The organism is Nocardia sp. NPDC101769, from assembly GCF_044766925.1.
Classification (GTDB): Bacteria; Actinomycetota; Actinomycetes; order Mycobacteriales; family Mycobacteriaceae; genus Nocardia.
Genome location: NZ_JBIWMX010000003.1, coordinates 1 through 25,958, shown reverse-complemented (window position 1 = coordinate 25,958; position 25,958 = coordinate 1). Strand labels below are relative to the sequence as shown.

Annotated in this window: 26 protein-coding genes, 1 tRNA gene and 1 pseudogene; 12 read left to right on the top strand and 16 right to left on the bottom strand. The window is 68.1% G+C overall.

Annotated features, from left to right (window positions below; translation table 11 throughout):
• Positions 1 to 48: 48 nt before the first annotated feature.
• Positions 49 to 870, bottom strand: coding sequence for a crotonase/enoyl-CoA hydratase family protein (locus tag ACIRRA_RS06110; RefSeq protein ID WP_354839022.1), 822 nt, complete (start codon positions 868 to 870; stop codon positions 49 to 51).
• A 137-nt stretch (positions 871 to 1,007) separates the two neighbouring features.
• On the opposite strand from ACIRRA_RS06110, the gene ACIRRA_RS06105 reads away from it, so the two are divergent.
• The gene (locus ACIRRA_RS06105; protein WP_402763778.1) at positions 1,008 to 2,597 is read left to right on the top strand and encodes a succinic semialdehyde dehydrogenase; all 1,590 of its coding nucleotides are present in this window, start codon (positions 1,008 to 1,010) and stop codon (positions 2,595 to 2,597) included.
• Between the two features lie 61 nt (positions 2,598 to 2,658).
• Here the strand turns inward: ACIRRA_RS06105 and ACIRRA_RS06100 are convergent, their stop codons facing one another.
• Positions 2,659 to 3,279: a YbhB/YbcL family Raf kinase inhibitor-like protein gene (locus ACIRRA_RS06100; RefSeq protein ID WP_402763775.1), complete on the bottom strand. Its 621-nt coding sequence runs from the start codon at positions 3,277 to 3,279 to the stop codon at positions 2,659 to 2,661.
• 164 nt (positions 3,280 to 3,443) lie between these two features.
• Between ACIRRA_RS06100 and ACIRRA_RS06095 the strand changes: the two genes are divergently transcribed.
• Complete coding sequence (locus ACIRRA_RS06095; protein ID WP_402763772.1) at positions 3,444 to 4,301, top strand: helix-turn-helix transcriptional regulator; 858 nt, start codon at positions 3,444 to 3,446, stop codon at positions 4,299 to 4,301.
• Positions 4,302 to 4,698: 397 nt separating this feature from the next.
• Here ACIRRA_RS06095 and ACIRRA_RS06090 read toward each other — a convergent pair whose 3' ends face one another.
• A complete protein-coding gene (locus tag ACIRRA_RS06090; protein ID WP_402763769.1) occupies positions 4,699 to 5,010 on the bottom strand; it encodes an EthD family reductase in 312 nt (103 codons plus the stop codon).
• Between the two features lie 150 nt (positions 5,011 to 5,160).
• Here ACIRRA_RS06090 and ACIRRA_RS06085 point away from each other — a divergent pair, with 150 nt between their 5' ends.
• Positions 5,161 to 6,063, top strand: a complete 903-nt coding sequence (locus ACIRRA_RS06085; RefSeq protein WP_402763766.1) for a LysR family transcriptional regulator — start codon at positions 5,161 to 5,163, stop codon at positions 6,061 to 6,063.
• 654 nt (positions 6,064 to 6,717) lie between these two features.
• On the opposite strand, the gene ACIRRA_RS06080 is transcribed toward ACIRRA_RS06085, so the two are convergent.
• The 4 genes from ACIRRA_RS06080 to ACIRRA_RS06065 all read right to left on the bottom strand — a co-directional run bounded on the left by ACIRRA_RS06080 (position 6,718) and on the right by ACIRRA_RS06065 (position 10,036).
• A tRNA-Pro gene (locus tag ACIRRA_RS06080) sits at positions 6,718 to 6,791 on the bottom strand.
• 65 nt (positions 6,792 to 6,856) lie between these two features.
• On the bottom strand, positions 6,857 to 7,900 hold the full coding sequence (locus tag ACIRRA_RS06075; RefSeq protein ID WP_402763763.1) for a hypothetical protein: 1,044 nt from the start codon (positions 7,898 to 7,900) through the stop codon (positions 6,857 to 6,859).
• A gap of 32 nt (positions 7,901 to 7,932) precedes the next feature.
• Positions 7,933 to 9,018: a hypothetical protein gene (locus tag ACIRRA_RS06070; protein ID WP_402763760.1), complete on the bottom strand. Its 1,086-nt coding sequence runs from the start codon at positions 9,016 to 9,018 to the stop codon at positions 7,933 to 7,935.
• A gap of 52 nt (positions 9,019 to 9,070) precedes the next feature.
• Positions 9,071 to 10,036 carry a metallophosphoesterase gene (locus tag ACIRRA_RS06065; RefSeq protein ID WP_402763757.1) on the bottom strand — a complete coding sequence of 322 codons (966 nt, stop codon included), beginning with the start codon at positions 10,034 to 10,036 and terminating at the stop codon, positions 9,071 to 9,073.
• 83 nt (positions 10,037 to 10,119) lie between these two features.
• Between ACIRRA_RS06065 and ACIRRA_RS06060 the strand changes: the two genes are divergently transcribed.
• Complete coding sequence (locus ACIRRA_RS06060; protein WP_402763754.1) at positions 10,120 to 10,584, top strand: GatB/YqeY domain-containing protein; 465 nt, start codon at positions 10,120 to 10,122, stop codon at positions 10,582 to 10,584.
• 60 nt (positions 10,585 to 10,644) lie between these two features.
• Here ACIRRA_RS06060 and ACIRRA_RS06055 read toward each other — a convergent pair whose 3' ends face one another.
• Positions 10,645 to 13,008 carry a penicillin-binding protein gene (locus ACIRRA_RS06055; RefSeq protein ID WP_402763751.1) on the bottom strand — a complete coding sequence of 788 codons (2,364 nt, stop codon included), beginning with the start codon at positions 13,006 to 13,008 and terminating at the stop codon, positions 10,645 to 10,647.
• A 301-nt stretch (positions 13,009 to 13,309) separates the two neighbouring features.
• Here ACIRRA_RS06055 and ACIRRA_RS06050 point away from each other — a divergent pair, with 301 nt between their 5' ends.
• A complete protein-coding gene (locus ACIRRA_RS06050) occupies positions 13,310 to 13,633 on the top strand; it encodes a WhiB family transcriptional regulator (RefSeq protein WP_033089817.1) in 324 nt (107 codons plus the stop codon).
• 122 nt (positions 13,634 to 13,755) lie between these two features.
• Here ACIRRA_RS06050 and ACIRRA_RS06045 read toward each other — a convergent pair whose 3' ends face one another.
• Positions 13,756 to 14,934, bottom strand: a complete 1,179-nt coding sequence (locus tag ACIRRA_RS06045) for an ArsA family ATPase (protein WP_402763747.1) — start codon at positions 14,932 to 14,934, stop codon at positions 13,756 to 13,758.
• 2 nt (positions 14,935 to 14,936) lie between these two features.
• Positions 14,937 to 15,956 (bottom strand): ArsA-related P-loop ATPase, encoded by a 1,020-nt coding sequence (locus tag ACIRRA_RS06040; RefSeq protein WP_402763744.1) that lies wholly within the window; start codon positions 15,954 to 15,956, stop codon positions 14,937 to 14,939.
• Between the two features lie 267 nt (positions 15,957 to 16,223).
• On the opposite strand from ACIRRA_RS06040, the gene ACIRRA_RS06035 reads away from it, so the two are divergent.
• The 3 genes from ACIRRA_RS06035 to ACIRRA_RS06025 all read left to right on the top strand — a co-directional run bounded on the left by ACIRRA_RS06035 (position 16,224) and on the right by ACIRRA_RS06025 (position 17,731).
• A complete protein-coding gene (locus ACIRRA_RS06035; protein WP_085996654.1) occupies positions 16,224 to 16,388 on the top strand; it encodes a DUF4177 domain-containing protein in 165 nt (54 codons plus the stop codon).
• A complete protein-coding gene (locus tag ACIRRA_RS06030) occupies positions 16,388 to 16,843 on the top strand; it encodes a RidA family protein (RefSeq protein ID WP_379387686.1) in 456 nt (151 codons plus the stop codon). The genes ACIRRA_RS06035 and ACIRRA_RS06030 overlap by 1 nt, the downstream gene beginning before the upstream one ends.
• An 81-nt stretch (positions 16,844 to 16,924) precedes the next feature.
• Positions 16,925 to 17,731: an MBL fold metallo-hydrolase gene (locus ACIRRA_RS06025; RefSeq protein WP_402763741.1), complete on the top strand. Its 807-nt coding sequence runs from the start codon at positions 16,925 to 16,927 to the stop codon at positions 17,729 to 17,731.
• Between the two features lie 129 nt (positions 17,732 to 17,860).
• On the opposite strand, the gene ACIRRA_RS06020 is transcribed toward ACIRRA_RS06025, so the two are convergent.
• A complete protein-coding gene (locus tag ACIRRA_RS06020; protein ID WP_019044571.1) occupies positions 17,861 to 18,535 on the bottom strand; it encodes a Crp/Fnr family transcriptional regulator in 675 nt (224 codons plus the stop codon).
• A gap of 272 nt (positions 18,536 to 18,807) precedes the next feature.
• Positions 18,808 to 19,035 carry a hypothetical protein gene (locus tag ACIRRA_RS06015; RefSeq protein WP_081986109.1) on the bottom strand — a complete coding sequence of 76 codons (228 nt, stop codon included), beginning with the start codon at positions 19,033 to 19,035 and terminating at the stop codon, positions 18,808 to 18,810.
• A 286-nt stretch (positions 19,036 to 19,321) separates the two neighbouring features.
• Between ACIRRA_RS06015 and nth the strand changes: the two genes are divergently transcribed.
• The 4 genes from nth to ACIRRA_RS05995 are packed head-to-tail and all read left to right on the top strand — an operon-like array spanning position 19,322 to position 22,617.
• The gene (gene nth / locus ACIRRA_RS06010; RefSeq protein WP_402763738.1) at positions 19,322 to 20,002 is read left to right on the top strand and encodes an endonuclease III; all 681 of its coding nucleotides are present in this window, start codon (positions 19,322 to 19,324) and stop codon (positions 20,000 to 20,002) included.
• Entirely contained in the window at positions 19,999 to 20,661 is a 663-nt protein-coding gene (locus tag ACIRRA_RS06005) for a TlpA family protein disulfide reductase (RefSeq protein ID WP_402763736.1), read from the top strand. Before nth ends, ACIRRA_RS06005 begins: the two co-directional genes overlap by 4 nt.
• Before the next feature lie 37 nt (positions 20,662 to 20,698).
• Positions 20,699 to 21,427, top strand: coding sequence for an NUDIX hydrolase (locus ACIRRA_RS06000; RefSeq protein WP_402763734.1), 729 nt, complete (start codon positions 20,699 to 20,701; stop codon positions 21,425 to 21,427).
• On the top strand, positions 21,424 to 22,617 hold the full coding sequence (locus tag ACIRRA_RS05995; protein WP_402763732.1) for a MarP family serine protease: 1,194 nt from the start codon (positions 21,424 to 21,426) through the stop codon (positions 22,615 to 22,617). The genes ACIRRA_RS06000 and ACIRRA_RS05995 overlap by 4 nt, the downstream gene beginning before the upstream one ends.
• Before the next feature lie 71 nt (positions 22,618 to 22,688).
• Here the strand turns inward: ACIRRA_RS05995 and ACIRRA_RS05990 are convergent, their stop codons facing one another.
• The 4 genes and pseudogenes from ACIRRA_RS05990 to ACIRRA_RS05975 all read right to left on the bottom strand — a co-directional run.
• Entirely contained in the window at positions 22,689 to 23,639 is a 951-nt protein-coding gene (locus tag ACIRRA_RS05990) for an alpha/beta fold hydrolase (RefSeq protein WP_402763730.1), read from the bottom strand.
• A 23-nt stretch (positions 23,640 to 23,662) separates the two neighbouring features.
• Entirely contained in the window at positions 23,663 to 24,178 is a 516-nt protein-coding gene (locus ACIRRA_RS05985) for a phage holin family protein (RefSeq protein WP_402763728.1), read from the bottom strand.
• 41 nt (positions 24,179 to 24,219) lie between these two features.
• The gene (nhaA, locus tag ACIRRA_RS05980) at positions 24,220 to 25,446 is read right to left on the bottom strand and encodes a Na+/H+ antiporter NhaA (protein WP_402763726.1); all 1,227 of its coding nucleotides are present in this window, start codon (positions 25,444 to 25,446) and stop codon (positions 24,220 to 24,222) included.
• Positions 25,447 to 25,644: 198 nt separating this feature from the next.
• A pseudogene (locus ACIRRA_RS05975) lies at positions 25,645 to 25,958 on the bottom strand (acetyl-coenzyme A synthetase); the annotation flags it as partial.

Here is a 25,958-nt window from a genome sequence, read left to right as displayed (position 1 = left end):
GCGAGAGGTCCGTCGCCACCTCATCTCCGGGGACAGTCCCCGGAATTCCTAGTTGCCCTGGAAATTCGGCTTGCGCTTCTCGGCGAAGGCGCGCGGGCCCTCCTTCGCGTCGTTGCTGCGGAAGACCGGCAGGCCGACCTTGGCGTCGATCTTGAACGCCTCTTCCTCGTGCATGCCCTCGGTGTCGCGGATGACCTTGAGGATCGCCTGCACGGCCAGCGGGCCGTTGTTGTTGATCAGCTCGGCGATCTCCAGCGCCTTGTCCAGCGCGGTCCCGTCCGGCACCACATGGCCGATGAGGCCGAAGTTCAGTGCCTCGGCCGCGGTGATGTGGCGGCCGGTCAGCAGCAGCTCCGCGGCGACGGTGTAGGGGATCTGGCGCGGCAGCCGCACCGCCGAGCCGCCCATCGGGAACAGGCTCCACTTCGCCTCGGAGACACCGAACTTGGCGCTCTCACCGGCGATGCGGATATCGGTGCCCTGCAGGATCTCGGTGCCGCCCGCGATGGCCGCGCCCTCCACCGCCGCGATCAGCGGCTTGGTCAGGCGACGGCCCTTGAGCAGACCGGGCATGCGGGACGGGTCGAACGCGCTGCCCTCCTTCATGCCGTCGTCCGGGCTGCGCTTGTTCATGGCCTTCAGATCCGCGCCCGCGCAGAACGCGCCGCCGGCACCGGTGAGGATGCAGGAGCGGATCTCCGGATCGTTGTCGACGGTGTCCCACGCCTCGGTCATGATCGCCAGCATCTCGCCGGTGAGGGCGTTCTTGGACTTGGGGCGGTTCATGGTGACGATCAGCGTCGCGCCGCGCTTCTCGACCAGAGCGTGCGGTTCGGTGTTGCTAGGTGTTTCAGCAGTCGCTGCGGTCATCGCCGACCCTTCTTTCCACATGGGCGAACCAAGATTCCGGCACGAAACTACCCCGCGCCGTTGTCCTGAACAATAACGTGTTCTAGTTTGGATCATGGTGACCGCCGTCACGGGCGGCAAGTAGTGGAGAGAGTCCCATGAGCACAACGAGCAAGGCGAAGCTTCCGCCGCGCGTCACGGAATCCCTCATCAACCGGCTGACCGCGATGGTGACGGCGGGCAAGGCCGGTGAGGCCCGCGAGCCCTTCGAGATGGTCGAGGTCTACACCGGCGACGTCGTCGGCTACCTGCCGCAGTCCTCGCCCGAGGACGTCGAGGCCGCCGTCGAGATCGCCCGCGCCGCCCAGAAGGAATGGGCCGCCCGGCCGCTCAAGGACCGTCTCGCCGTATTCGAGCGCGCGCACGAGCTGATTCTCTCCGAGATCGAGACCATCGCGGACCTGATCCAGATCGGCTGCGGCAAGGCGCGGCGGATGGCCATCGAGGAGGCGTGCGATACGCCGATGGTCATCGCCCACTACCTGAAGACCGCCGAGAAGACCCTCAAGCCCAAGAAGCGCAGCGGCCCGATGCCGGTCATCACCTCCTCCACCGAGGAGCACCGGCCCAAGGGCGTGGTCGCGGTCATCGCACCGTGGAACTTCCCGTTCGCCATCTCCATGTCCGACTCCACCCCGGCGCTCATGGCCGGCAACGGAGTGATCATGAAGCCGGACAACAAGACCGCGCTGTGCACCCTCTACGGCATCGAACTGCTGCAGAAGGCGGGCCTGCCGCGCGGGCTCATCCAGGTGGTCTGCGGCGGCGGCCCCGACGTCGGCCCCACCCTTATCGACAATGTCGAATTCGTCATGTTCACCGGCTCCACCGCCACCGGCCGCACCATCGGTGAGCAGGCCGGGCGCAACCTCATCGGCTGCAGCCTGGAACTCGGCGGCAAGAACCCGATGATCGTGCTCGACGACGTCAACCTCGACGAGGCCATCCCCTCGGCCGTGTTCGCCGTCTTCGGCAACACCGGCCAGGCGTGCATGCACATCGAGCGCATCTACGTCCACGAGCGCATCTACGACGAGTACCTGCGCCGCTTCGTGGCCGCCGCCGAGGAACTCGCCGGCAAGATGGGCGCCAGCTACGACTTCGATCCCGAGATGGGCTCGCTGGTCTCGGTGGACCACATGAAGCGCGTCGCCTCCCACGTCGACGAGGCCCGGGAGAAGGGCGCGACCGTCGTCACCGGCGGCAACCCCCGCCCCGACATCGGCCCCGCCTTCTTCGAGCCGACCGTCCTCACCGGCGTCACCAAGGACATGGCCCACGCCACCATGGAGACCTTCGGCCCCGTGGTCAGCATCTACAAGTACGGCACCGAGGACGAGGCCGTCGCGCTCGCGAACGACACCGCGTACGGTCTCAATGCCAGTATCTGGACCGGAAACATCGACCGCGCAACGAAACTCGCCGAGCGCGTCGAAGCCGGCGCCATCAATATCAACGACGGCTTCGTCACCAGCTACGCCGCCAAGGGCACCCCGTCGGGCGGCGTGAAGCAGTCCGGCGTCGGCACCCGCCACGGCGCGGCCGGCATCCTCAAGTACACCGACACCATCAATGTAGGCGTGCAGAAGAAGCAGATCATGGCGGCCCGCGCCTCCATGCCCTACGAGAAGCAGCTCAAGTCCACCCTGGTCACCCTGCGCCTCATGCGGCGCCTGCACCTGGGCTGAAAGCCGTTCCACCACACCGGGTCCCGGCCGAGTCAGCCGGGACCCGGCGTGCGTTCCGGGGTCAGGGTCGCTGCGCGGTCAACGACAGCCGGGCCACGCCGATGATGTGCGAACCCATCGAGAAGGACGCGACCGTCGGGGTGGTCGCCGCGGGCAGGTCCAGGGTCGGGGTGTCCAGGGCCAGCACGGAGATCTGATAGGTGTGCGGCCGGTCGCCGGCGGGCGGGCAGGGCCCCAGGTAGCCGGGGACACCCGCGTCGTTGACCCCCGCCACACCCACGGTGCCCGCGGTGAAATCGGTTGCGGCAGCGGGGATGTCCCAGTTCATCCAGTGCCAGAAGCCAGCCGCGGTCGGGGCGTCCGGATCGAACATGGTGACCGCGAAGCTCTTCGCTCCGGCGGGAGCGCCGGACCAGTGCAGGCGCGGGGCGTGATTGGCGGCCGTGCAGCCGAACGCGCCCGCGTAGAAGTCGGCCGGGAAGGCGTTGTCGGCCGTGGCGTCGCCGGTGGTGACGGTGAACTGGGCGGCCGACGCGGGGACCACGGCCCGAACCTGAACGGACGGAGCCGGATTCGAGCTCGGGGTCGCGGAGGACGCATCCCGGTCGCTGCCGCAGGCGGCGGCCGACAACAGGGCCGCCACCGCGAAGGTCGTGGAAACGATGCGTGCGGTGCGATTCATGGCGGTTCTCCTCGTCGTTCGAATGACAAGAAGAGAATCTCGAGATCCGGTACCGCCAGGGAGATCGTCCGCACCCTGGTATCCCGCGTGCCACCCGGCCGCGCCTTAGGCTGAGGGCCGGGAGCCCGGGCGGTGCCGGGGCTCCGGTGAGAAGGAGTGTGAGCGTGGACACTACGGCATCGGGAAGGGAGCTGGGCGCCTTCCTGCGGGCCATGCGGGAGCGGCTGACCCCCGAACAGGCGGGGCTGCCGAACGTCGGGCAGCGGCGCACTCCGGGCCTGCGACGGCAGGAGGTGGCGCAGCTCGCGGCGGTCAGCGTCGACTGGTACATCCGCCTCGAACAGGGCCGCGTCGGAACCCCCGGCGCCGCCATCCTCGACGCCCTCGCCGACGCGCTGCGGCTCACCGATACCGAGCGCGCGCACCTGCACCTCATCGCCCGCGGCGCCCAGCCGCCCACCCGCCGACCGGCCGACCCGCCGGAGTCACTGCGCGCCATCCTCGACGGCCTGCCGGCCCTCCCGGCCTACCTGTCCGACTTCCGCCTCGACGTGCTGGCCCGCAATACCGCCGCGTCCGCGCTCTTCGGCCCGGGCTTCGGACCCGGCATCAATGTCGCCCGCCTGACCCTGCTCGACCCCGCCACCCGCGCCACCCAGCTGGACTGGGAGCGGGTGGCCCGCGAGACCGTCGGCAACCTGCGCCGCAACCTGGCCCGCCACCCCGACGACCCGCGCCTGCGCGAGGTGATCGGCGAATTGCGCACGGAGAGCCCCGAATTCGTCACCTGGTGGGACGACCATGCGGTCCAGGACCGCAGCCACGGCACCAAACGCATCCGGCATCCCGAAGCGGGCGACCTGACGGTCTGCTACGACAACCTCACCAGCCCCGACGGGGCCGACCACAGCATCACGGTCCTCACCCCCGTGGACGCGGCGTCCGCCGCCGCCCTGCGCGCCATCCTCACCGACCACGCGGATCGCCTGGGCGGCACCCGCCTTCGTCCGGTCGCGGGCTGACGACTGAAAATCAACCCCGGAAGCACGCTGGGTCCCGAAAACACAAAACCCCTCGGCTCTCGAAAGAGCCGGGGGCCGAGTTGTGTCTCAACCACACAGTCGGGGTGACGGGATTTGAACCTGCGACCTCTTCGTCCCGAAGAAACGGGCATTGATCTCAGATGGTCATGGCTCCGGTGGTTCGGCCTGCTCGTGACCGACTGGTGCGTCTCAGCTGTGCAGCTGGGTCCAGGACGTTTCGGGCTGTTCCGCTGGGTTCGGTGACCAAATCGGTGACCACTCGGAGTGTCCGCTCATGCCGATGACAGTCAGAATTCTTTATTGGATTCGGAACGCTTGGACCGTTCTTCGAAAGGTGATGCCGGGCCGAACGCGTTCCGGAGCGTGCCGTCCTGCCTCAGCTGGTGCCGTCCTGCACCGGATAGTCGATGACGACCGCACCGCCGGTGGCGTAGTTGACGACATCGGCGGCCGCCCGCTGGCCGTGCTGCGATGCCCGTGCCGCGGCCATGGCGGCGGCGTCGGCGAAGTCGGCTTCGAAGACCGCGAAATACGGCGCTTCTCCGTTGGTCGCCGCTACGTCGAAGCTGTAGCGCCACGCAAGCAGGCCGGGCCAATTCATAACCAGTGGAAGGTGGTTGGTCACGTAGTAGTCGCGGAAGTGGTCAGGGTCGGCGGGCTTGGAATACAGGACTACCAACTTGTGCATGACTACCTCCCGGTGTGTGTGAGTGCGGTGTCCAGTACCGCGGTCAGTTGAATCGTCATATGCGCAGGTTAGGGCTTGATGTGTGGTCGGGGGAAAGACCGGGACGCGATAGGCTCAGAACGGATCGTTATCAATCGGCAGGGAGGGCATGTGGCGCCGGATACGGTGAGCCTGCGGTACTTTCTGGTGCTGGCGCAGGAGTTGAACTTCACCCGCGCGGCCGCACGGATCGGTATCGCGCAGCCCGCACTCAGTGCCCGGATGCGCCGATTGGAGGCGGAACTCGGTACGAGCCTGCTGGTTCGTAACACGCGTAGCGTCGTATTGACCACGGCCGGTGCGGCCTTGGCGGAGTCCGCGCCGCCCGCGCTGGCGGCGCTGGACCGGGCATGGGACACCGCCCGGAATGCGGGGGCCGGTGAACTGGGCACGCTGCGCATCGGATACAGCATCAGCACTGGGGCCGAGACGGCACCGGCCCTGGTGGACGAGCTGATTCGCAGCAGCCCCGGACTCGAGGTCGGCGCGGTCCTCATGGCGACACCGGAGATCTCCCCCGCGGTCGCCGACGGCCGCATCGATGCGGGGATCACCCGCGGTGAACAGCCGGGTCGTGGCGTGCGCCGGTTCCTGCTGCGGCGCGTGCGCGTCGGGGTCCAATTGGCACAGCATCATCCGCTGGCCGAACACCCGGAGATCGAGATCGCCGATGCGGCCGCGTATCCGCTGCGACTGCCCGACCGCACGGCCAACCCCGTGATCCACGATCAGCTGTCCGCACTGTTCCGCGACACCCGGCCGAACCCCCGATTCCTCACGCCCGCAGTCTCTTTCGACATGTCTCAGCGTGACCTACGCGACGGGTTCACCCTCGCCCCGGCCGGTGAAGTCGCGGTCACGACACAACCGGCCGGTCTCACGTGGCGACCGCTGCGGGGCGTACCCACCTTGACGATCCACCTGGTCCTCCCGCGCGTACAGTCACCACTACACCGCCGCATCCGCACCGTCGCCAAAACCCTGGCACGCGAGTTGCACTGGCTGCCGGACTGACGCGCAGCAGGTCACGCAGATTGCCGACGACGATGACGATCCCCCGCACCGCCAAAACCTTCAACAGCGGATGTGTCCAGGAAATCGGTACGAGCACGAGCAATTGCCCAACCGGCACCACGATCCCGAGTACTACCACCACCAGCAGCCAGCTGGTCACCCGTGCGACCCACCCCCCGCGCCGGCGTGCGGTCCCCGAGGTCTGTCGCCGAAACCGGCCTTGCCAACCAGAACGCCCACCACCGCCCGTCTCGTGGGCGGCATGTTCGCCGCTTTCCGACGTCCCGAAAATATCGCGCATCAGCGAACTCATGACAATCACGCTGGGTGGTGTCCTGACGCCAGCACCGCCACCTTCGCAGTAACAGATCCACCGCAACGTCCGCCCCCTGCGTGACCGCGCCAACCGCAGGGGGTCGAGAACGCACTACATTGCCGCATATCGCTCGATCCGGTGCCCGGCCTAGTCCTCTTCCACCTTCCTCATACTGGCCGCCCTCAGCGGAGGGAGGACGACTCCGGAGCGTCGGTGTGACCAAATCGGTGACCAAAGACCGGGGATCAGACGGGAATCGCGGTGACCTGGCCGCAGATACGAGGAAGGCCCCGACCAACTGAAATGGTCAGGGCCCTCGCTGTGTCTCAACCACACAGTCGGGGTGACAGGATTTGAACCTGCGACCTCTTCGTCCCGAACGAAGCGCGCTACCAAGCTGCGCCACACCCCGTGAAGCGAACCTGCAGTAGCTTAGCGCACCCGCCGTCCAGGTGTTAAATCGGCTGGTCAGGTGCTCTAAAGCAGGCGAAAGGTGGCGAACAGCTTACGGGCGAAATCAGCCGTGACCGAGCGATCCACGCCCGTGTCGGCGAGAATCACCAGCACCAGCGAACCCTTGCCGGCGCCCACGCTGAGGGCGAAGGTGTAGATCGAATAGCCGGTGGCGCACCCCGCGGGAGCGGTGAAGCCGCCGCTGGTCTCCAGGAAGGTGCCGTGCAGCTGGCCGTCGCTGGTGTCGAGGGGTTGCGCGGTGCCCGCGGCGAGCGAGGTCTTGGTGGTGTAGCCGATGCGGGCGGCGTGCGCACCCACATCGGTGGCCGCCGCGGTCGCGTCCGAGATATCCGAGGTGGACAGGAACATGGTGGTACGTACATTGCTCGGGCAGTAGTCCGAGCCCTCCTGCGCGAAGCCGGCCGCGGGAATGCTGTCGGTGCCGTTCCCGTAGGTGGTGGCGGTCAGATCGGTCGTCCAGTCGCTGGGGATGTCCCACGCGGCCTTCAGGTCCTTGGGCACGTCGACCTGATAGCCGGGAATCTGGGGAGTCAGGGTGGACGCCGGGGCCGTGGTGGTGCGCGGCGTGGTGGCGGCCGTGCCGGTGATCGAGGTGGGCTTGGCGGCGGTCGGGGTGGGGCCCGTGCCGGAATCGCGCGTCACGATCACGATCGCCACGACGGCCACGACCGCCACCACGAGCGCGCCTACGCCCGCCAGCAGCCACACCTGCCCGCGATTGCCGCCCGGCGGGGGTGCGAAGCCGCCCGGTTGCGCGGTGGCGAAGGGCGACGGGCCGGTGTTGTGCGAATTCGCGTTCGGCGGAACGGGATTCGGCCCGGACCGATAGGGCGAGGATTGGTAGGGGTTGGGCCCCGACTGGTACGGGCCCGGCCGCGGCACCGGGCCCGGGATCGGATTCGGCCCGGAGGCATAGGGATTCGGGCTCGGATGGGGATACGGCGGCGGGCTGGGCCGGGGCCGTTCGTGTACCGGCCCTTGCCACCAGTCCCCGCTGGACGTCGTCTTCTCGGGATCGATGTCCTGACCGTCGGTTCCATCGCTCATCGTCGGACCCCCTGTCTGACGAGTCGTGCCGCCTACTGGATCGGGCGGATGCTGGCGAGAATCTTCTTCGCTAGGGTCGCGTCCACGGACTGGTCCACTCCGGTGTCCGCGGCGATGGTGAACACGAAAGCGCCGCTGTCGCCGGGGAAGGCGAAGGTGTAGACCGAATACGTCGAGGCACAGCCCGCCGCCGGAGCCGGGGCAGTGCCCTTGGTCTCCATGTAGACGCCCTGCAGCTGCCCGTCCGACGACTGGAACGACTCCGCCGCACCGGGCGTCGCACCCGTCGACGTGGACCAGCCGATACGGCCCATCCGAGTGCCGATGTCGGCCGCCGCCCTCGCCGGATCCGTCTCGTCGGACTGGGTCAGAAAGATGTTGGTGCGCACGTACTTCGGGCAGTACTCGATGCCGTCCTGCGCCAGCCCGGCCACCGGAATGCTGTCCGCGCCGCTGCCGAAGGCGCTCTGCCCGGTGCCGTCCACCTTCCAATTCTGCGGAATGTCGTATGCCGCACCGTTATCCGGGATCGTGACCACCTGGTACCCGGGGATCACCGCGGCGGGCGTGCTGGTCACCTTCGGGCCGGTGGTCCTGGTGGTCGTCGGCCGGCCCGACTGGGTGGGCTTGGCCGCGGTCGAGGTGAGCGCGCTGATCAGCGACGGTGTGGTGTTCGACTTGGCCGAGGCGTCGTTCGAGTTCCGGTGCACCAGCGCCACGACCACCACCGCGACGATGATCGCCAGCACCAGCACGCCGACACCGGCGAACAGCCACACCCGGCCCTTGCCGCCACCGGGCGGCGGGGGATAGCCGGGAGGCTGGCCATAACCCTGCGGCGCGCCGAACGCCTGCGTCTGCGGGTACCCGGTGGGGCCCGCCGGGTACCGGGCCGGTCCGGGCGGATAGGGCTGGCCGTACGGACCGCCGGTGAGGGGGGTCGTCGGCTGTGGCTGCCCGTAGCCGGGCTGCTGCCAGCCCGGATTGGGTTGCGGCGCGCCATAACCCGGCTGCGGCGGCTGCTGCCAGGTCTGACCCTGTCCGGGCACACCCTGCCACCAGTCCGGATCCGGTTCCGGACGGCCGGGCTCGTTGCTGTGGTCGTTTCCGCTGGTCACGGTTGCCCCCTGACTGACGACTACATACCGCGCTGTATATCGCGGCGGGCGCTCACCGCGCGACAGCCTCCGACGACGCGGTGCGACCCCGCCCCGACTCGGCGACCGGCTTCTTCGGCGGCGCGCCGACCAGCGTCAACAGCGTCGCCTCCGGGCGGCAGCAGAACCGGTACGGAGCCCAGGGCGAGGTCCCCAGACCCGCCGACACGTGCAGCCGGGTGTGCGCGCCCCAGCGCGAGGCGCCCTTCACCCGGGCCCGGTCGATCCCGCAGTTGGTCACCAGGGCGCCGAAGCCCGGCAGGCACAGTTGCCCACCGTGGGTGTGGCCCGCCATCACCAGGTCGTAGCCGTCGGCCGCGAACCGGTCCAGTACCCGCGGCTCCGGCGAGTGGGTGAGCCCGATGCTCAAGTCCGCCAGCGGATTCGGGGAACCCGCCACGGTGTCGTAACGGTCCCGCTGCAGATGCGGGTCGTCCACGCCCGCGGTCGAGATACGCACCCCGGCGACCTCGATATCGCGGCGCACATGCGTCAGATCCAGCCAGCCCCGCTCGGTGAACGCGGCCCGCAGATCCTGCCAGGGCAGCGGATCGCCGTAGACCCGCTTGTGGTCCTTCTTGAAGTACTTGAGCGGGTTCTTCGGCACCGGCGCGAAGTAATCGTTGGAGCCGAACACGAAAATGCCGGGGCGCGCGAGCAATCCGCCCAGCGACTGCACCACCGCGGGCACCGACTTCTGGTGCGAGAGGTTGTCCCCGGTGTTCACCACCAGATCCGGCTCCAGCCGGTCCAGCTCCCGCAGCCAGGCCTGCTTCAACTGCTGCCCGGGCATCATGTGCAGGTCGCTGATGTGCAGCACCCGTAGGGAGGGCTTGCCCGGTTCCAGCACCGGTAGCGTCGCCTCACGCAGCGTGAAGGCATTGCGCTCGATGAGCGTCGCGTATCCGATTCCGGCGACCGCGGCCCCGGCGGCTCCGAGTGCGGCACGGCTGAGTGCGGAGGTCGAGAAGACGGGCATTTGCCCAGAATAGGCGACCCGGCGGAGAAACATCGAGTCAAATGAGCTGGACCACGATAGAAGTCCCTCGTACCGTGTCGCTCATGTCGGAACTCAAATCCAAGCTGCGGTCGGATATGACCACCGCGATGAAGAGCAAGGACACGCTGCGGCTGGCCACCCTGCGGATGCTGCTGTCCGCGGTTCAGAACGCGGAGGTCGCCGGGCCCGAGGCCCGTGAGCTTTCCGACGCGGAGATCATCGCAGTCCTGCAGAAGGAGGCGAAGAAGCGCAATGAGGCCGCCGTCGTCTACGAGCAGGCCGGGCGTGGCGAACTGGCCGCCAACGAGCGCGCCGAGGAATCGATCATCGACGAGTACCTGCCGACTCAGCTCACCGATGCCGAGGTGGGCGACATCGCCGACACCGCCATCGCCGCCATCGCCGAGCAGCTGGGGGAGCGGCCGGGGATGAAGCAGATGGGTCAGGTCATGAAGGCCGCGACGGCGCTCGCTTCGGGCCGCGCGGACGGGTCGCGTATCTCGGCCGCCGTGAAGGCGCGACTCTGACGCTGTCTTATTAATACGAAAGGCCCGGAGTGAGTGAATCACTCCGGGCCTTTCCTTCGCTTACCGCGGGATCGGGATGGGAATCGGGATCGGCGGCAGTTGCGGGAGGGGGATGCTCGGCAAGCCCGGCACCGCGGGCGGCGCGTTCGGCGCCGGCGCCGGGATCTGACTGCCGTCGCTCACGTAGAGCGTGATCACCGAGCCCGGGATGGCCGACCCGTTGGGCGAGACGTTCATGACCGTCCCCTTGTTCGCGCCCGGCTGCGTCGTCACCGACACCTGGAAGCCCGCCCCGACCAGGGTGGAGGTGGCCTCCGCCTGGGACATGCCGATCACATCCGGGATCTGCGAATTGTTCGATCCGCGAACGTACTTGTCGTCCAGCGGCGGCAGCGCCGCCGGCGGGAACCGGTCGAGCACGTTCTTCATCGCGCCCAGATAGGTTTTAGCGGGTTCATTACCGCCGTACAGGTTTCCGCTGCCGCAGCTGCGCAGCGGGAACGAGCAGATCTCGCCCGGCGTCGGGCTGTCGCCGTAGATGTAGCTGGCCCCGGCGAAGGAGTTGGTGAAGGCCAGGAAGGCCGAGGACCGGTGGGTCTCGGTGGTGCCCGTCTTGGCCGAGGTCGGGACGTTCCAGCCCACCGAGTGCGCCGAACCGGCACCGGTACCGCTCACCACGTCCTGGCTCAGGGCATTGGCGAGGGTGTTGGCCAGGCCCGGATCCACCACCTGCTCACAGGCCTGCTGGGTCAGCGGCACCTGCTTGCCGTTGCGGTCCACCACCTCCTTGATCGGGGTGGGCGGGCACCACTTGCCGCTGGAGGCCAGTGTGGCAGCCACATTCGATAGTTCGAGGGGGTTGATCGCCACGGGGCCCAGGGTGAACGAACCCAGGTTCTGGTCCTTGACCATGTCGGCCAGGCTCTGGTTGCCATGGCCGGAGGTGCCGGGCTGGGTGTAGGAACGCATGCCCAGGCGGACCGCCATATCGACTGTCGGCTGCACCCCGACGGCCTGGATCAGCTTGACGAAGGCCGTGTTCGGCGAGGTCGCCAGCGCCTGCGTCACCGACATCGAGCCCGCGTAGTTGCCCGCGTTCTTCACGCAGTAGGTCTCCGGCGGGCAGCCCGGCGTCCCTGAATTACCCATGCCCTTGGCCGAGAAGAACGACGGGACATCCAGCGTGGCATTGATGCCCAGGCCCTTCTCCATGGCCGCGGCCGTGGTGAAGATCTTGAAGATCGAGCCCGCGCCGTCACCGACCATCGAGTACGGCTGCGGCTGCACGGTCTGATGCGCGTTGGCGTCCAGGCCGTAGACGCGGCTCGAGCCCATGGCCAGCACCGGATGCGAATCCTGGCCGGGCGCCACGATATTCATGACCTCGGCGATGTCGTCCAGGGTCGGGTTGGTGTTGGCGGCCAGCGAGTCGCGCACCTGGTCCTGGACCGCCGGATCCAGCGTGGTGCGGATCAGGTAGCCGCCCTTCTCGAGCTGATCGCGGCTGATGCCGGCGTTGTTCAGGTATTGCATCGCGTAGTCGCAGAAGAAGCCGCGGTCATTGGCCGCGATGCAACCGCGCGGCAGACCCTTGGGCTCGGGCAGCACGCCGAGGGGCAATTCCTTGGCCTTGCGGTATTCGTCGGCGCGGTTGGGAACGTTCTGGATCAGCGTGTCCAGCACGGTGTTCCGGCGCTCCAGCACACCCGCGGCGTTGGTGTACGGGTTCAGCTTGGAGCTGGACTGCACCATGCCGGCGAGCATGGCCGACTGCACCACGTTCAGATCCTTGGCATCCACGCCGAAGTAGGTCTGCGCGGCGTCCTGGATGCCGTAGGAGCCGTTGCCGAACGGCACCAGATTGAGATACCGGGTGAGGATCTCGTCCTTGGTGAGCCGCTTGTCCAGGGTCAGTGCCATCCGGATCTCGCGGATCTTGCGGGCGGGGGTGGTCTCGATGGCGGCCCGGCGCTCGGCGTCGGTCTTGGCCACGACCAGCAGCAGGTAGTTCTTCACATACTGCTGGTCGATGGTGGAGCCACCCTGTGAGACCTGGCCGCCCGACGTGTTGGTCAGGAAGGCGCGGAAGGTGCCCTGCCAGTCCACACCGTGGTGGTCGGCGAAGCGCTTGTCCTCCACCGAGACCAGGGACAGCTTCATGTCATTGGAGATCTTCTCGCTGGGGACCTCGAAGCGGCGCTGCTCGTACAGCCAGGCGAACGGTGTCCCATTCGCATCCACCATGGTCGAGACGGCGGGCACACTGCCCTCGACGAGTTCGGCGGAGACATTGTCGACGGCGTCCGCGGCTCGGTTGGAGATGAACCCGAAGCCACCGGCGAGCGGGAACAGCAGACCGGCGAGCAGCACGGCGGCCAAGACGCACGCGCCTGCCAGTCTCCAGAGCGTTCGTGTGATCGGCACGGGCCCTAGCCTAATTGGCCTTCCGGACACTCGGTGTTCGCCCGGGCGGGGTGTTCATTCGTCCTGAAAGAGACGGACTGCCCGGTTCCATGCAACGAATGCGTGGACGGACGTACCAGAAAATCTCGGGACGGTCTTGCGCAGGCCGCACACCTTTACCTAGATTGAGAACCCAGTGTGATAGAGCTAACACTCAAAGTGGAATGTGGTGCAGAACGCAGTGGGGTTGGGTAACTGCGCGCTGCACTCGCGATTCTGGAGCGCCGTGACCCGGTGTTCGGACTGCAAAGGGGCACACCAAATGCACATGACTACCCCGATCGCTCGATTGGACGTGGAGCAGGCCGAAGCGAGAATCGCCTGGGTTTCCCAGGCCCGATGCAAGGAAGTGGATCCCGACCAGCTGTTCGTGCGTGGCGCAGCGCAGCGCAAAGCGGCAACCATCTGCCGGCACTGCCCGGTGCTGATGGAGTGCGGGGCGGATGCCCTGGACAACCGTGTCGAGTTCGGAGTGTGGGGCGGCATGACCGAGCGGCAGCGCCGCGCGCTGCTCAAGCAGCATCCGGAGGTGACGAGTTGGGCGGACTTCTTCCGCGTCCAGCGATCACAGAAGGTAGCAATGTAAGCGAGTATCCCTTACCCAGATCCCCCCTATAAGCAGAACGGATCGAGCCCGCGAAAGCGGGCTCGATCCGTGTCCGGGGTCGGATCGGGCATTTCAAACCAAAGGGTCGAACTGCCTAACTCTCAGGCGGACTTCACGCCGGGCTCGACCAGCTGGTCACCCACCACACGCAGCGCTTCCAGGTCGGCGACCTCGAACGGCAGCGCGGTGACGGCCACGATCGGGACGCTCGGGTGCGCGCCCGTGAAGCGGTGCAGCAGATGCTGTTCCCGCTTGGCGGTGGCGGCCCGGTGGGCGTGAATGCGCAGCACCGCGGCGGCCAGGGCCTCCGGGGTCTCCGCCTCGGGTTCCGGCGTCGCGCCGTTGGTCGCGGGCTCCGGCGCGAGCCGATCCGCGGCGACCTGCGCCTCCTCCGCGGACAGGCCGCTCAGCACCGGGTGCGTCCGGTTCAGTACCAGGCCGGCCAGCGGCATCCGGTCGGTCGAGAGGCGATCGACGAAGAAGCTCGCCTCGCGCAGTGCGTCCGGCTCGGCCGCGGCCACCACCAGGAAGTGGGTGCCCGGCCGCGACAGCATGGCGTAGGTGCGGTCCGCGCGATCCTGGAAGCCGCCGAACATGGACTCCAGTGACTGCAAGAAGACACTGGCGTCTTTGAGCAATTGACCGCCGACGATGGTCGACACGCCGCGCAGTGCCAGGCTCATGGCGCCCGCCACGAACTTCCCGACCCCGCGGCCCGGGGCCATGATGACCCGGATCATCTTGCCGTTGAGGAAGTTGCCCAGCCGTTTCGGCGCGTCCAGGAAGTCCAGGGCATTGCGGGAGGGTGGGGTGTCGACCACGATCAGGTCCCACTCCCGCTTGGATGCCAGCTGCCCGAGCTTCTCCATCGCCATGTACTCCTGGGTGCCACCGAAGGAGGACGCGACGGTCTGGTAGATCGGGTTGGCGAAGATCTGTTCGGCCTTGTCCGGGCTGGTGTGCTCCAGCACCATGTCGTCGAAGGTGCGGCGCATGTTCAGCATCATGGCGAACAGCTCGCCCTCGGCCTCGGGCCCGAGTTCGACCTTCTGCGGGACGTTTCCGAGATCGCTCACGCCAAGCGACTGGGCCAGCCGTCGCGCCGGGTCGATGGTGAGGACGACGACCTTGCGGCCGGACTCGGCGGCGCGCAGCGCGAGGGCCGCGGCCGTGGTGGTCTTGCCGACGCCGCCGGAGCCGCAGCACACCACGATGCGAGCCGACGGATCCGCGAGGATCTTCGAAATGTCCAGGGGCACAGTGCCTGCCGGTACGACCATGACTAGCGAACCCCCTGCGCGCTCAAGACTTCGGCCAGCTCGTAGAGCCCGCCCAGATCCATGCCGTCGGTCAGCGACGGCAGGTACAGCCGCGAGATGTCGAGCTGGGCCAGCTCCGCGGCGCTCTCGTCCTGGGCGGCCAGCCGTGCGGAATGCTCCACGGTCTCGGCGACCAGGCCCTCGAAATCGGTCTCGGACAGGCTGATCCCGGCCTCGGTCAGCCCGGCCCGCAGGGCGTCGATGTCGACCGTGCCCTGCGCGGCCTGTTCGCGCACCGAGCGCGGCAGGTAGCCCTCGCTCGCCCGATTCACGATGACCGTGCCGATATTCAGGTCGTTGGCGGTGAGTTCGGCGACGGCGTCGGTGGTTTCCTGCACCGGCAGCGCTTCCAGCAGCGTGACCAGGTGGATCATGGTCTGCTCGGAGTGCAGCAGCTTGGACACGCCCTCGGCCTGCGAGGCGATGGGACCGCCGCCGGCGATCTCGGCCATGGCCTGGGTGACGTCCAGGAAGCTGGCGATGCGGCCGGTCGGGGGCGCGTCGATGACGATCTCGTCGTAGGCGGGCTTGCCGGACTTGTCGGCGCGCACCGCGCATTCCTTGATCTTGCCGGTGAGGATCACGTCGCGCAGGCCCGGCGCGATGGTGGTGACGAACTCGATCGCGCCCACCCGGCGCATGGCGCGACCGGCGAAGCCGAGGTTGTAGAACATGTCGAGGTACTCGAGGAAGGCGTGCTCGACGTCGAGGGCCAGCGCCATCACCTCGCCACCGCCGTCCGCGGTGGCGATGCGAGTCTCGGTGGGCGGCAAGGGCGGGAGATCGAACAGCTGGGCAATCGACTGTCTGCCCTCGACCTCGACCAGCAGCACCCGGCGCCCCCCGGCGGCCAGTGCCAGTGCGAGCGCCCCGGCGACGGTCGACTTCCCGGTGCCCCCCTTCCCGGAAACGTAGTGCAGGCGGGCCTTGTCCGCCCGCTCCGGCCAACCTGCTTCGACCCCCGGCTCAACCGAAACGGGCACTGCTATCGGTACTCCCACGCTCGCGAGCCTATAACTCGTTCCCAAATCCTGCCCAGAGGCGCGACAAACTGTCTGATACACCACTCCGAGTTCGCGGCCCGCCTAGGCCTGGACCGACGGAGCGGGCGAGCGAAGCGGAGGAGCGGAGGAGGGAAGGTCGAGGTACCGGCTCCATAGACCTGCGGCCTCGGCCGCGAACAGCCGGAGCGAAGCGGAGGCAGACGGGGCGCAGCACTGCGGGAACCTGGCCGGGGCTAGTCTCAGCGCATGAGTGATGTGACCGTGTGGGAGTACGCGACGGTGCCCCTGTTGACCCATGCCACCAAGGCCATTCTGGACCAGTGGGGTTCCGACGGATGGGAACTCGTCACGGTGCTGCCCGGACCCACCGGCGAACAGCATGTCGCCTACCTGAAGCGGGCGAAGAGCTGATGTCCTGGGCCGAGAACCTGAAGGAGCTCGGGCTCGAACTGCCGCCGGCCCCGAAGCCGGTCGCGGTGTACGTGCCCGGCGTCCGGTCCGGCAACTACGTCTACACCTCCGGCCAGTTGCCATTCGTGAACGGCGAGCTGCCGCTGACCGGCAAGCTCGGCGCCGAGGTCACCGTCGAGCAGGGCGCGGAGATGGCCAGGCTGGCCGCCCTCAACGCCCTTGCGGTCGTGCATGATCTGGTCGGCCTCGACAATGTCGTGCGCATCGTCAAGGTCGTCGGCTTCGTGGCCTCCGCGTCCGGCTTCAACAGCCAGCCGCTGGTCATCAACGGCGCGTCCGAGCTGCTCGGTGCGGTGCTCGGCGAGGCCGGGGTGCACGCCCGTTCCGCTGTCGGCGTCAACGAGCTGCCCCTGAACACCCCGGTCGAGGTGGAACTCATCGCCGAGGTGCGATAGCCCCGAAATGCTTGGGGCACAGTCGAAAGCGTGATGCGTTCAACCCTGGACGCATCACGCTCGGTGCATTAGGACGAAACAATGACGCTCACTCACCCCGCGTACGGGCAACTGCGGCAGGTGACTCCGTCCGCCGCCGTCGTGCTGGCCGACAATCCCAGCGGAATGACGTTGCAGGGCACCAACACCTGGCTGCTGCGCGCCCCCGGCGCCACGGAATACGTGGTGGTGGACCCGGGGCCGAAGGATCGCGCGCACACCGCGAATCTGGTGCGCGAGACCGGTGGGAACATCGCTCTCACCCTCATCACCCACAAGCATCACGACCACACCGGCGGCATCGACCACCTGGTCGAGGCCACCGGTACCCCGGTGCGCGCCAAGGACTCCGAGTTCCTGCGCGGTACCGGTACCGACCTGACCGACGGTGAGGTCATCGAGGTCGCCGGGCTGCGCATCACGGTGCTCGCCACCGCGGGGCACACCGAGGACTCGCTCAGCTTCCTGCTCGACGGCCCGGACGGTGAGCAGGCGCTGCTCACCGGTGACACCGTCCTCGGAAGTGGTACGACCGTCCTGGAATCCTGGGATGGCGCGCTGGCGGCCTATCTGGACTCCCTGAACCGGCTCGTTTCGGTCGCTCCCGGCCGCACCCTGCTCCCGGCCCACGGTCCCGATCACGCCGACGCCGAACCGGTCATCCGCTACTACATCGCCCACCGTGAGGAGCGCCTGAACCAGGTCCGCGCCGCCCTGGAGAAGCTGGGCCCCAAGGCCGAAGCGTTGCAGATCGTCGCCGAGGTCTACGCCGATGTGGACAGGAGCCTCTGGCCGGCCGCGCACAGTTCGGTCGAAGCGCAGTTGGCGTATCTGCGTTCGCAGGGATAGGGGTTTCAGGGGCGAAGCCCCCGAGAGTCCAAAAAGTTCGGCCCCTTCACACGTCGAGCCGCGTCACCACCGCTACGGGGGTGGCGACGCGCCTCGCGTATATGGCCTCGCGTGTGTAATTGTCGCCGCTCAGCGAGCGCGGCGAGCCAGTCTCTCCGAGTCGGAGATCAGCACGCTCTTGCCCTCGAGCCGCAGCCAGCCGCGGTGCGCGAAGTCGGCGAGCGCCTTGTTCACGGTCTCGCGGGAGGCGCCGACCAGCTGGGCGATCTCCTCCTGGGTGAGGTCGTGGGTCACGCGCAGCGCGCCCGCCTCCTGGGTGCCGAAGCGCTGGGCCAGCTGCAGCAGCGCCTTGGCGACACGACCCGGAACATCGGTGAAGATCAGGTCGGCCAGGTTGTTGTTGGTGCGGCGCAGGCGACGGGCGAGCACCCGCAGCAGCTGCTCGGCGATCTCGGGTCGCTGATCGATCCACGCCTTGAGGGCGTCCCGGTCCATGGTGACCGCGCGGACCTCGGTGACGGTGGTGGCCGTCGAGGTGCGCGGGCCCGGGTCGAAGATCGAGAGCTCGCCGAACATGTCCGACGGGCCCATGATCGTCAGCAGGTTCTCACGACCGTCGGGGGAGCGGCGGCCGATCTTCACCTTGCCCGAGGTGATGATGTACAACCGGTCGCCGGGTTCGCCCTCGTTGAAGATGACGTGACCGCGCGGGAAGTCAACGGGCTGCAGCTGCTTGGCGAGAGCGGCCACCGCGGTGGGCTCGACGCCTTGGAAGATGCCTGCTCTGGCGAGGGCCTCGTCCACGAATGTGCTCCTTTGGGAAATGGCTCTGTCCTGGACCGAAACGACTCGGCCGACAGTGCAGTCTACTTTGCAATACCGCCGGGTAGTGATAGACACCACGCGCCGAGCTCATTCTCAGACACGCGGAGCCCCGGTACGCGACACACAGCGACGGTTTCGCGACACGCTTCACAAGTAATCTACGACACGCCGTGAGACCGGCGTCATGAAGATCGTAAAAAGTGGTCCGGAGCCGAAAGCCTCCGGACCACTCGACCACCGACCCGCGCGGATCAGCTGGCCTGTGCGACGTCCATTCCCTTGGCCGCGGGCCGGGCGCGCCGCGGACGCGCCGCCGCAGCCGGCAAACCCAGCTTGGTCAGATCACTGACCTCGGCATTCGTGGCTCGATCGAGATACTGCTGGACCTCCGGGTCTGGTTCGAGAAGCTTGCGGAGTCGATTCTCGACCCGTTCCATCACCAACGCGAACAGCATCAGCGCTATCGGAAACAGCACCACAGCGAGTCCTTGCATAGGCAGCAGTAAACACGCCGAAGGTCTCAGATGGAACACGGCGGATACTCAGCCCGGTTGTGGGGCAGGGGTGGTTCCGTAAGGTGGGGGCGTGCGTGTCTCTGAATCCAACGCGGCCGTGAGCGGGGCAGACCCGGATAATTCGGGCGTTCAAGCGCCCCTTGACGGGGCTCCGGTCGATGTCTCGGATGCGCCACGGTTTTCGCGTCCGGCCAAAGCGCGCAAGCGCGACAAAGAGACTCGGATCGGCCTGGTTCGGCGGGCTCGGCGCATGTACCGGGAAATGACCCTCGAGTTCCCCGACGCGCACTGTGAGCTGGATTTCACCACGCCCCTCGAATTGGCGGTCGCCACAATTCTTTCCGCGCAGTGCACCGACGTGCGGGTGAACCTCACCACACCCGCGCTGTTCGCGAAGTACCGCGGCGCACGCGATTACGCCGAAGCGAATCGGGCCGAGCTGGAGGAGTACATCCGGCCCACCGGCTTCTACCGCAACAAGGCCAATTCCCTCATCGGGCTGGGCCAGGAACTGGTCGAGCGTTTCGACGGTGAACTGCCGGGCACCCTCGGCGAACTGGTCACCCTGCCCGGCATCGGGCGCAAGACCGCGAACGTCATCCTCGGCAATGCCTTCGATGTCCCGGGCATCACCGTCGACACCCATTTCGGGCGGCTGGTGCGGCGCTGGGGCTGGACCGCGGAGGAGGATCCGGTCAAGATCGAGCACGCCGTCGGTGAGCTGATCGAGCGCCGCGACTGGACCATGCTCTCGCACCGGGTGATCTTCCACGGCCGCCGCGTCTGCCATGCGCGCAAGCCCGCATGCGGCGCGTGCCTGCTGGCCAACGACTGCCCGTCCTTCGGCGAGGGGCCGACCGATCCGACCGAGGCCGCCAAGCTGGTGAAGGGTCCGGAGACCGAGCATCTTCTCGAACTGGTCGGCCTGTGAGCGCCGAGACGGCGCGGGGCAATACCAGGTGGCGGTGGGCGCTGGCGGCGGTGATCGTCGCCGTGGCGGTGGCGGTCGCTTTGTGGCCGCAGTTCACCCACACCGACGACAAGAGTGCCGCGACCGGCTCGACGACGGCCACCGGGCCCGCCGAACCGGCTGTCGCCGAATCGGATCGGGCCGCGGCGGCGCTGGCCGCCTGTCCCGTGCCCACCGGCGCGCCCGTCGGCGACAGCCCGCTGCGCGGCATCACACTGGACTGCCTGGCCGACGGCCGGCCGGTGGATCTGGTCGCAGCGCTGGCCGGTAGGCCCGCGCTGCTCAATCTGTGGGCCTACTGGTGCGGTCCGTGCGCGGAGGAACTGCCGCTGCTGCAACAGTTCTCGCAGCAGGCCGGGAACGCGCTCACGGTGCTGACCGTGCACACCGATCAGGGGACCGCCAAGGCGCTGTCGCGGCTGAGCGGACTTGGCATCCACCTGCCCGGGGTCGGGGATCCGAATGCCAGGGTCCGCACCGCCGTCGGCGCGCCCGCCGTGCTGCCGATCTCGGTGCTGTTGCGCGCCGATGGCACCGTTGCGAAAGTCGTGGTGCGCCCGTTCACCAGCGTCGAGGACATTTCCGCCACCGTCGCGGCCGAATTGGGGGTCAGGGCGTGAGGGCGGGACGAGTGGATCTTTCGACAAGGGTGTGGTGATGAGACTCGAGCCGTCTGCGAATGGCATTCCGGAGTGGCTGCGCGGGGTGGCGGAGCACGACCCGGCCGATCCCACCGGCGTGAACCCGGTGCTGCGCCGTAGCACCATGCGGCGCTTCGCCGCCGCGACGACCCGGGCCCGGGAGGCGTCGGTGCTGGTGCTCTTCGGCGGCTCCCCCGAGCCGGATCCGACTGCGCCGGGCGGGCTTCCGGCCGATGCCGACGTGCTGCTCACCCAGCGTGCCGCCACCCTGCGCCAGCACAGCGGCCAGGTGGCGTTCCCGGGCGGCGGGGTGGAGCCGCAGGACGACGGCCCGATCAGCACCGCACTGCGCGAGGCGCGCGAGGAGACAGGCCTCGACCCCGCCGGCGTGGAGCCGATCGCGGTGCTGCCCAAGATCTTCGTGCCGCCATCGCGGTTCGATGTGACGCCGGTGGTCGCCTATTGGCGCACCCCCGGCGAGGTGGGGGTGGTGAGCGAGACGGAGGCCGCCCGCGTGGCACGGGTGCCGCTGTCGGAGCTCATCGATCCGGCCAACCGTTTCGTGGTGCGCCACCCACTGGGCTATGTGGGCCCGGCGTTCACCGTGGACGGAATGCTGGTGTGGGGGTTCACCGCCGGGGTGCTCGCCGGATTGCTGGCGGTGTCCGGGTGGGAACGTGAATGGGACCATCACGACGTACGTGATCTGCAGGCCGCATTGGCCGCGGTAGGGATGACATTATGAGCGCCTCGGGCTGGCTCGACCTCGGCATCATCATTCTGGCGCTGCTGGCCGCCACCTCCGGGTGGCGGCAGGGCGCGGTCGCTTCGGCGCTGGCCTTCCTAGGCGTGATTCTCGGTGCGGTCGCGGGCATTCTGATCGCGCCGCACATCCTGAAGCACCTGAACGAGGGCCGTACCCGGGTGCTGGTGGGCGTGCTGCTCATCGTGGCGCTGGTGATCGTCGGCGAGGTCGCGGGCATGGTGCTCGGGCGGGCCGCGCGCGGCGGCATGCGGGATCCGTTCACCCGCAGCGTGGACAGCGTGGTGGGCGCGGGCCTGCAGGCGGTGGCGGTGCTGGCCACCGCGTGGCTGCTGGCGCTGCCGCTGACCAACTCCTCGCAGCCTGGAATCGCGGCCGCGGTCACCAACTCCCAGGTGCTGCGCAATGTCGACCATGTCGCGCCGGACTGGCTGCGGCGGGTGCCGACCGACTTCTCGAACCTGCTCAACACCTCCGGGCTGCCGGATGTCATCGGCCCGTTCGGGCACGTCCCGATCACCGCCGTGGAACCGCCCGATCCCAGCGTGCTGCAGCTGCCGGTGGCCCAGCAACTGCAGGGCAGCGTGCTGCGCATCCGCGGCATCGCGCCCAGTTGCCAACGGCAGCTGGAGGGTTCGGGCTTCGTGGTGGCCCCGCAGCGCATCATGACCAACGCCCACGTGGTCGCGGGCACCAACAATGTCAGCGTGGACACCGCGCGCGGGTCACTGCCCGCCACCGTCGTGCTGTTCGACTCGTCCAAGGACGTGGCGATCCTCGCGGTGCCGGGCCTGAACGCGCAGCCGCTGGACCTGGCTCCGGCCGACGCCGCCTCGGGGGAGAGCTCCATCGTGCTCGGCTACCCGGGCGGCGGGCGCTACACCGCCAGTGCGGCCCGCGTGCGCGAGACACTGAACCTGAAGGGTCCCAACATCTACCGCGACGCCGACGTCAAGCGTGAGGTCTACACCATTCGCGGCCAGGTTCGGGCCGGTAACTCCGGCGGCCCGCTGGTGGACACCGACGGCCGGATCCTGGGCGTGGTGTTCGGCGCGGCGGTCACCGACGACGACACCGGATACGTGCTCACCCTCGACGAGGTACGGCCCGAACTGAGCTCGGCGGCAAGTCAATCGGCGGCGGTCGGCACCGGCAGCTGTGTACTGAGCTGATCCCGGCAAAACGGAAAACGGCTCAGGCGAACATGATTCGCCGGGGCCGTTTTCCGGATTGGTGAGCCTGGTCAGGCCAGCAGTTTGGCGATCTCCGCGGTCACCGGCTCCGGATTCTCCTGGTGCGCATAATGACCCGCGTCCGGGATGGCCACCACCCGGCGCTGCGGTGAGAGCTGCTGGCCGCGGCGGATGGTGCCCGGCAGGATGTACCGGTCGCGGTCGCCGTAGAGGGCCAGCGTGGGCATCAGCACCGGTTCACTCATGGCCGCCATGAAGCGCCGGCCGTCGGGCCGCCATTGGCTGCGGAAGGCCCAGCGCTGATATTCCAGCGCACAGTGCGCCGCGCCGGGGATGCGGATGGCGGTGCGCATGCGGCGGGCGGTGTCGGTGAATTCCTCGGTGGCCGACCAGCGTTCGCCCACCCGGTCGCGGAGCAGTAGTTCGATCTCGATGCCGTCGTCGCGGGTGAGCCGGGCCTCGGGCACGCGCGGCACCTGATAGCGCAGGAAGTCCGGCAGCCAGGCCGAGCGCTGCGGCTTGTCGCGCAGCACCGCCCGTTTCAGCGCCACCGGATGCGGGGAGCTGATCAGCGCGATGGACCGCACCAGCCGCGGGTGCAGCACGGCGGTGGCCCAGCACACCAGGCCGCCCTCGGCGTGCCCGACCAGGGTCGCCTCGGTGTGGCCCAGCGCGCGGATCAGGCCCGCGACATCACCGGCGAGGGTCCAGCCGTCGTAGCCGCGCGGCGGCTTGTCGGTGTCGCCGTAGCCGCGCAGGTCCACCGCCACCGTGCGGAACCCGCGCGCGGCCAGCCCGGTCAGCTGGTGGCGCCAGGACCACCAGAAGTCGCCGAAGCCGTGCAACAGCACGACCAGCGGCATGTCCGGGTCCGCGTAGGCCGTCCCGGCGGGCACGGCCTCGACCACGTGGAAGCGAATGCCGTTGGCATGCACGTCCCGATGGGTCCACGGCCCGTCATAGCGGACTGCGGACGGATCCGGATGCGAATTCGACGACACGCCGATGGAGCGTAATCGAAGGTCTAGGTCCGGGGCTTGTCGAGTTCGACGGAGACCTCGGCCGTCTCCGTGCCGGTGTGGCCGAAACCGCTGGGCAGCACGCTCTTCGCCTCCTTGAGGGACTCGATGGTCTTCTCCGGGGCGCGCAGCTTGCGCACCTTCAGGTAGCCCAGCAGCGCGAAGGCCGCCACCGCAGCGATCATCAGCAGGAACACCACCAGGAACGCGGCCCAGCGATACAGCCAGATGTTGAGCAGTTCGGCGAGGAAGAAGAAAAAGAAGAAGGAGCTGAACAGCAGGATGGTCAGCGCCAGGATGAAGAAGACGCTGCCCTGCAGGCCCTTCTTGATCTCACCGGTCACCTCGGCCTTGGCGAGCTCCACCTCGGCGCGCACCAGGGTAGACATCTGCTCGGTCGCGTCGCGGACCAAGGTGCCGAAGGTGGCCGACTGATGGGCGTCGACATCGGACAGCGGAATCGAAGTGACGGTGCGGGTGCGGTTCCCGTCGTAGCCGTTACCGCCCTGTGTGAAGCTCAATTGCTCGACCCTTCTCCATGTCCCGGTAGTACTGTCCGGTGTCACTCTTGATTTTGCGGTGCCCGCTCGTCACGCCGTGCCTGGTGGGCACGGCCCCGACGCAACAGTAGCGCCGAACCCGCCAGGGAAGCCGCCAAAGACGTGAGCAACACCGCCGCTTTCGCGAGTTCTGCCGCCGACCCGTCGCCGACGTCTTCCAAGGCCAGTTCTGCCACCAAGAGGCTAACGGTGAAGCCGATCGCGCCCAGTACCGACAGGGCGAACATGTCCCGATAACCGAGATCACCGGGTCGTTCCGCGATCCCCAACCGTACGGCGAGCCAACTGGATCCGAAGATGCCGATCGTCTTGCCGACCAGTAGACCCAGGATGATGGCCAGCGCCAGCCGGTCGGTGAACAGCTTCGACAGCACGCTCGCATCCAGCGGAACGCCCGAGGCGAACAGCGCGAACAACGGTACGCACAGTGCGGCGGAGATGGGCTGGAAGAAATGCTCGAGCCGGGCCGCGGGCACGGAGTGCTCGTCCTCGCCCGGATCCGGGCGCACCCGGGTGAGCAGGCCGCAGGCCACGCCCGCGAGGGTGGCGTGAATTCCGGCCTCATGCAGGGAGTACCAGGCGATCAGGGCCAGCGGGACGTAGATGAACGGGCTGCCGAGGCGGAAGCGCTGGGCCAGCGCCCAGCAGGCCAGGCACAGCACGGCCACCAGCAGCCACAGCATCTTCAGGGTGGTGGTGAACAGGACCGCGATCAGGATGATGGCGATCAGGTCGTCCACCACGGCCAGGCTGAGCAGGAACACCCGGGCGCTGGCCGGAATCCGCGATCCGGTCATGGCGAGCACGGCCAGCGCGAAGGCGATATCGGTGGCGACCGGGATGGCCCAGCCGCGGTCCATGCCCGGTGCGCCCCAGCCGACGGCGGTGGCGATGAGCGCGGGTAGCACCACACCGCCGAGGGCGGCCACGATGGGCAGGGTGGCGCGTTTGCGGTCGGCGAGTTCACCGACCACCAGCTCCCGCTTGAGCTCCAGCCCGGCCACGAAGAAGAAGATGGCCAGCAGGCCGTCCTTGGTCCAGTCGGCCAGCGTGAGGTCGAGGTGGAGGGCGGGAATGGCGAGCTTGGTGTCGACCACGGTCGTGTAGCTCGCGCCCCACGGCGAATTGACCCAGATGAGCGCTGCGGCGGCGGCGATGAGAAGTAGTGCGCCGCCGAAGGTTTCGGTTCTCAGATAGCGGGCCAGCTCGGAACGGACATGAGTGATCACGGTGCAGCCTTCCGGTCGGTCGACGAAAAAGCGGCGTGCGACACCACTCCAGGGACCGACGACACAACCGCATGCCGACCAGACTTCCCGGCACACCTTTTGCGCAATTCTAACGGTTTGCCCGGAACTTCTTGACCACCCCACACCCGTAGCGGCCCCCTGATCGGTGATCAGGGGGCCGCTCGCCGGTCTGTCGGTTTACGCCTTGCCGGCGCGGATGGACTCGAACACGTTGGGGTCCACCAGGGTTGAGGTGTCGCCGAGTTCGCGGCCCTCGGCGACATCGCGCAGCAGGCGGCGCATGATCTTGCCCGAGCGCGTCTTCGGCAGCTCCGGCACCACGTGGATCTCGCGCGGGCGGGCGATGGGGGAGATCTCGCGGGAGACCTCGGCCTTGAGTTCGGTGATCAGATCCGCGCCGGTGTCGGTGGCCTCGGCGGTGAGGATCACGAATGCCACGATGCCCTGGCCGGTGGTCTCGTCGGACGCGCCGACCACGGCCGCCTCCGCGA

Coding starts and splice junctions, on each gene's coding strand:
- ACIRRA_RS06100 (WP_402763775.1), bottom strand. CDS start 3,279: ATGAATCGCACCGCACGCATCGTTTCCACGACCTTCGCGGTGGCGGCC.
- ACIRRA_RS06090 (WP_402763769.1), bottom strand. CDS start 5,010: ATGCACAAGTTGGTAGTCCTGTATTCCAAGCCCGCCGACCCTGACCAC.
- ACIRRA_RS06050 (WP_033089817.1), top strand. CDS start 13,310: ATGCACATGACTACCCCGATCGCTCGATTGGACGTGGAGCAGGCCGAA.
- ACIRRA_RS06060 (WP_402763754.1), top strand. CDS start 10,120: ATGTCGGAACTCAAATCCAAGCTGCGGTCGGATATGACCACCGCGATG.
- ACIRRA_RS05995 (WP_402763732.1), top strand. CDS start 21,424: ATGAGCGCCTCGGGCTGGCTCGACCTCGGCATCATCATTCTGGCGCTG.
- ACIRRA_RS06030 (WP_379387686.1), top strand. CDS start 16,388: ATGTCCTGGGCCGAGAACCTGAAGGAGCTCGGGCTCGAACTGCCGCCG.
- ACIRRA_RS06000 (WP_402763734.1), top strand. CDS start 20,699: ATGAGACTCGAGCCGTCTGCGAATGGCATTCCGGAGTGGCTGCGCGGG.
- nth (WP_402763738.1), top strand. CDS start 19,322: ATGTACCGGGAAATGACCCTCGAGTTCCCCGACGCGCACTGTGAGCTG.
- ACIRRA_RS06035 (WP_085996654.1), top strand. CDS start 16,224: ATGAGTGATGTGACCGTGTGGGAGTACGCGACGGTGCCCCTGTTGACC.
- ACIRRA_RS06065 (WP_402763757.1), bottom strand. CDS start 10,036: ATGCCCGTCTTCTCGACCTCCGCACTCAGCCGTGCCGCACTCGGAGCC.
- ACIRRA_RS06075 (WP_402763763.1), bottom strand. CDS start 7,900: ATGAGCGATGGAACCGACGGTCAGGACATCGATCCCGAGAAGACGACG.
- ACIRRA_RS06105 (WP_402763778.1), top strand. CDS start 1,008: ATGAGCACAACGAGCAAGGCGAAGCTTCCGCCGCGCGTCACGGAATCC.
- ACIRRA_RS06025 (WP_402763741.1), top strand. CDS start 16,925: ATGACGCTCACTCACCCCGCGTACGGGCAACTGCGGCAGGTGACTCCG.
- ACIRRA_RS06110 (WP_354839022.1), bottom strand. CDS start 870: ATGACCGCAGCGACTGCTGAAACACCTAGCAACACCGAACCGCACGCT.
- ACIRRA_RS06045 (WP_402763747.1), bottom strand. CDS start 14,934: ATGGTCGTACCGGCAGGCACTGTGCCCCTGGACATTTCGAAGATCCTC.